The sequence below is a fragment of the Dietzia sp. SYD-A1 genome (assembly GCF_015356725.1).
Classification (GTDB): domain Bacteria; phylum Actinomycetota; class Actinomycetes; order Mycobacteriales; family Mycobacteriaceae; genus Dietzia.
Genome location: NZ_JADDKI010000322.1, coordinates 1 through 4,167 on the forward strand (window position 1 = coordinate 1; position 4,167 = coordinate 4,167).

Here is a 4,167-nt window from a genome sequence, read left to right on the forward strand (position 1 = left end):
GCTGGTGCCCGTGGACTCGGAGCACTCGGCCATGGCGCAGTGCCTGCGCTCGGGCACGGCGGACGAGGTCGCGGGACTGGTGCTCACCGCGTCCGGAGGCCCGTTCCGGGGCAGGACGCGCGCGCAGCTCGCGGACGTCACCGCGGAGCAGGCGCTGCAGCACCCCACCTGGGCGATGGGGCGGATGATCACGCTCAACTCGGCCACCCTGGTCAACAAGGCTCTCGAGCTCATCGAGGCGCATCTGCTGTTCGGGGTGCCCTACGACAAGATCGAGGTGACCGTCCACCCGCAGTCGGTGGTGCATTCGGCCGTGACCTTCGTCGACGGTGCCACGATCGCCAAGGCCTCTCCTCCCTCGATGAAGTTGCCCATCGCGCTGTCCCTCGGGTGGCCGGACCGGATCCCCGGGGCCACGACCCCCCTAGATTTCTCCGCCTCACACACCTGGACGTTCGAGCCCGTGGACGAGCAGACGTTCCCGGCGATCTCCGTGGCCCGCGCGGCGGGATCGGCGGGGGGCCTGCGGACGGCGGTGTTCAACGCCGCCAACGAGGAGGCCGCGCCGGCCTTCCTCGACGGCCGGATCGGCTTCACCGAGATCGTCGACGTGGTGGCGGAGACGGTCGGGGCGGCGGACGAGTGGTCGTCCGATCCCCGGGATCTGGACGACGTGACGGCGGCGGAATCCTGGGCGCGGCGGCACGCCGCCGCCCTCGTCGCGGGTCGGGAGGGCTGAGCCGTGATGGTCCTCGGGATCGTGCTCTTCGCACTAGGGATCATGGTGTCGATCGTGCTCCACGAGTACGGGCACATGAGGGTGGCGCAGTGGTCGGGCATGAAGGTCCGTCGATTCTTCGTCGGTTTCGGGCCGACGCTGTGGTCCGTGCGCCGTGGCGGGATCGAGTACGGCCTCAAGGCGGTCCCGCTGGGCGGGTTCTGCGACATCGCCGGGATGACCGCGTACGACGAACTCGCGCCGGAGGACGAACCGAAGGCCATGTGGCGTCAGGCCTGGTGGAAGCGTGTGGCGGTCCTGCTGGCCGGCCCCGTCATGAACATCGTCCTGGCGATCGCGCTGTTCTACACGGTGGCCCTGGGGTGGGGTCTGGTCAACAGGGACGTCCAGCCGATCCCGACCGACCGGGTCGCTGCGGTGGTGGGCGACACCTGCGCGGCGGCGGATCGGTGCGGGGTCGGGGTCGGCCCCGCGGGTGAGGCGGGGATCCTGCCCGGCGACCGGATCACATCCGTGGACGGGCAGCCCGTGAACAGTTGGTCCGACCTGTCCGAGGTGGTCTCCGCGCGTCCCGGCCAGACCGTGCCGGTGACGGTGGACAGGGCGGGGGACACACTGACGACGACGGCGAGCCTGACCTCGTCCTCCGAGGGAGGGCAGGCGAGGGGGGCACTGGGAGTCCGGCTGTCCGAGGACGGGATCCCGCGGGAGATCCTCGACGACCCCGCCTATCAGTCGGTCCACACCTACGATGCGCTCGGAGCCATCCCGGCGACCTTCGTCTTCACCGGGGAGATGATCGAGGCCACGATCGACGGGCTCATCTCGTTCCCGTCCAAGATCCCGGCGGTGGCGGCGTCGATCTTCGGTGCCGAGCGGGCCGAGGACTCGCCCGTCTCGGTCGTCGGCGCGAGCCACATCGGCGGCCAGGCGGCAGAACAGGGTGCCTGGTGGCTCTTCCTGCTCTTCCTCGCCGGGCTGAACCTGTTCCTCGGGGCGTTCAACCTCGTCCCGCTCACCCCGTTCGACGGTGGGCACATCGCGGTGGTGTTCTACGAGAAGATCCGGGACGCACTGAGACGACTCCGCGGTCTGGCGCCGGGCGGGCCGGCCGACTACGAGAAGCTCGCGCCGCTGACGATCGGCGTGTTCGTGCTGCTGATCGGCGTGTCCGCCATCGTCATCACGGCGGACTTCGTCAACCCCATACTGCTGACGGGATGAGCGCGCGGACTCCTGCCCTCGCCCCCGCGCCCCGGAACGCGGATAATGGCGGACGCCGATCAGCGAGCACCCGGCTGGCAACCCTACGGAAGGCCCTGTTGTGAACGACTCCTCCTCCATCCCCGTCGGTCTGGGCATGCCAGACGGTCCGCCGCCGGTCCTCGCACCGCGCCGCAGGACGCGTCAACTGGCCGTGGGCCCGGTCGGTGTGGGCAGCGATCATCCGGTGTCGGTCCAGTCCATGACCACCACCAAGACCCACGACGTCAACGCCACGCTCCAACAGATCGCCGAGCTCACGGCGTCGGGCTGTGACATCGTGCGCGTGGCCTGTCCCCGCCAGGAGGACGCCGACGCCCTGTCGACGATCGCCCGCAAGTCGCCGATCCCCGTCATCGCGGACATCCATTTCCAGCCCAAGTACATCTTCGCCGCGATCGACGCGGGGTGCGCGGCGGTGCGGGTCAACCCGGGAAACATCAAGGAGTTCGACGGGCGGGTCGCGGAGGTCGCGAAGGCGGCCGGTGCGGCCGGTATCCCCATCCGGATCGGGGTGAACGCGGGGTCCCTCGACCCACGACTGCTCGCCAAGTACGGCAAGGCCACCCCGGAGGCGCTCGTGGAATCCGCGCTGTGGGAGGCGTCCCTCTTCGAGGAGCACGGGTTCGGGGACATCAAGATCTCGGTCAAGCACAACGATCCCGTGATCATGGTGGAGGCCTACCGTCAGCTCGCGTCGAAGAGCGACTACCCGCTCCACCTCGGGGTCACCGAGGCCGGGCCCGCGTTCCAGGGCACCATCAAGTCCGCGGTCGCGTTCGGGGCCCTGCTGTCGGAGGGGATCGGCGACACCATCCGGGTCTCCCTCTCCGCGCCGCCGGTCGAGGAGATCAAGGTCGGCTCGCAGATCCTGCAGTCCCTGAACCTGCGTCCCCGCAAGCTCGAGATCGTCTCATGCCCGTCGTGCGGGCGTGCCCAGGTGGACGTCTACAAGCTCGCCGACGAGGTCACCGCGGGTCTCGAGGGCATGACCGTCCCGCTGCGGGTCGCGGTCATGGGGTGCGTGGTCAACGGACCTGGTGAGGCGCGTGAGGCGGATCTGGGTGTGGCCTCGGGTAACGGGAAGGGCCAGATCTTCGTCAAGGGCGAGGTCATCAAGACCGTCCCGGAGGCGATGATCGTCGAGACGCTCATCGAGGAGGCCATGCGGATCGCGGAGGAGATGGGCGAACCCGTCGGGGAGGCCGCCGTCGGCCAGGGCCCCCAGGTCAAGGTCACGCGATAGGCCATGACCGACACGGCCGCGCCTGCGGCAGCGACCGACGGATGCCGCGGGGTGGGGCCCGGAGAGGCCCGGGCACTCCTCGCGGTCCTCGAGTCCGACCCGCTGGTGTCGTGTCCCGCTGCGGAGAAGTTCGCCACCTCCGGTGCGGTCCCCGGGCCGGAGGGCAGGTTCCTCACCCTGGGTGGCCCCGAGAGGTCGTTGGTGTTCGTGGGGAGCTCGGTCCTGCCCCTGCGCGGTGACGCGCACGATCACCGCGCGCTCGGAGTCGCCGTGGCGGGCCTGGGTGTCGGTCCGATGTCCGTCCACGGGCGGAGGGAACAGGTCTCCGCACTGTGGGACGCTCTCGGCGCCTGCTGGGGTCCCCACCGGGAGTATCGGGACTCGCAGCACCTCATGTCCCTGCGCCGCCCGGTGGACCGGGCCCTCGTCCTCGGCGGTGTCCGGGCCGCGACCCTGGTCGAGTTCGAATCGGTCCTCGCCGCCGCTGCGGCGATGTACCGCGAGGAGCTGGGCTCCGATCCGTTCGCGGTGGGTTCCGGGATCCCGTTCCGGCGTCGGGTCGCGCGTTCCCTGGCCAGGGGCAGGACATGGATCGGGGTCGACGACGGTGAGGTGTTCTTCAAGGCCGACGTCGCCGCGGTCTCGTCGTGGTCGGCGCAGATCCAGGGGGTCTGGGTCCGACCCGAGCGGAGGGGGGCAGGGCTCGGAACCGGTGGCATCGCCGCGGTGTGTTCCGCCCTCCAGGCCCGCCGGTTGACTCCGTCGCTCGTGGTCAACGGATCCAACACCGCCGCCCGAGCGACCTACCGCCGGGTCGGGATGACCGACGCCGTCGACTACGCGACCGTCCTGCTGTGACCTCCCGGACCGGTCCGGTCGCGCGAGCGGCCCTATCCTGGAGACCATGACGACCCCCACC

The 4,167-nt window shown here is 70.3% G+C and carries 3 protein-coding genes and 1 pseudogene; all 4 read left to right on the top strand.

Annotation, left to right across the window (positions count from 1 at the left end):
- Window positions 1-739 (top strand): annotated as a pseudogene (locus tag IY392_RS12910) (1-deoxy-D-xylulose-5-phosphate reductoisomerase); the annotation flags it as partial.
- 6 nt (window positions 740-745) lie between these two features.
- Window positions 746-1,963: an RIP metalloprotease gene (locus IY392_RS12915; protein ID WP_107756627.1), complete on the top strand. Its 1,218-nt coding sequence runs from the start codon at window positions 746-748 to the stop codon at window positions 1,961-1,963.
- Between the two features lie 136 nt (window positions 1,964-2,099).
- The gene (ispG, locus tag IY392_RS12920) at window positions 2,100-3,248 is read left to right on the top strand and encodes a flavodoxin-dependent (E)-4-hydroxy-3-methylbut-2-enyl-diphosphate synthase (protein ID WP_182612891.1); all 1,149 of its coding nucleotides are present in this window, start codon (window positions 2,100-2,102) and stop codon (window positions 3,246-3,248) included.
- A gap of 3 nt (window positions 3,249-3,251) precedes the next feature.
- Window positions 3,252-4,106 carry a GNAT family N-acetyltransferase gene (locus tag IY392_RS12925; protein WP_107756625.1) on the top strand — a complete coding sequence of 285 codons (855 nt, stop codon included), beginning with the start codon at window positions 3,252-3,254 and terminating at the stop codon, window positions 4,104-4,106.
- Window positions 4,107-4,167: the final 61 nt, after the last annotated feature.

Bases quoted from the DNA above. Each gene is read 5' to 3' on its own strand.
- ispG (WP_182612891.1), top strand. From the start codon at position 2,100: ATGCCAGACGGTCCGCCGCCGGTCCTCGCACCGCGCCGCAGGACGCGT.
- IY392_RS12915 (WP_107756627.1), top strand. From the start codon at position 746: ATGGTCCTCGGGATCGTGCTCTTCGCACTAGGGATCATGGTGTCGATC.
- IY392_RS12925 (WP_107756625.1), top strand. From the start codon at position 3,252: ATGACCGACACGGCCGCGCCTGCGGCAGCGACCGACGGATGCCGCGGG.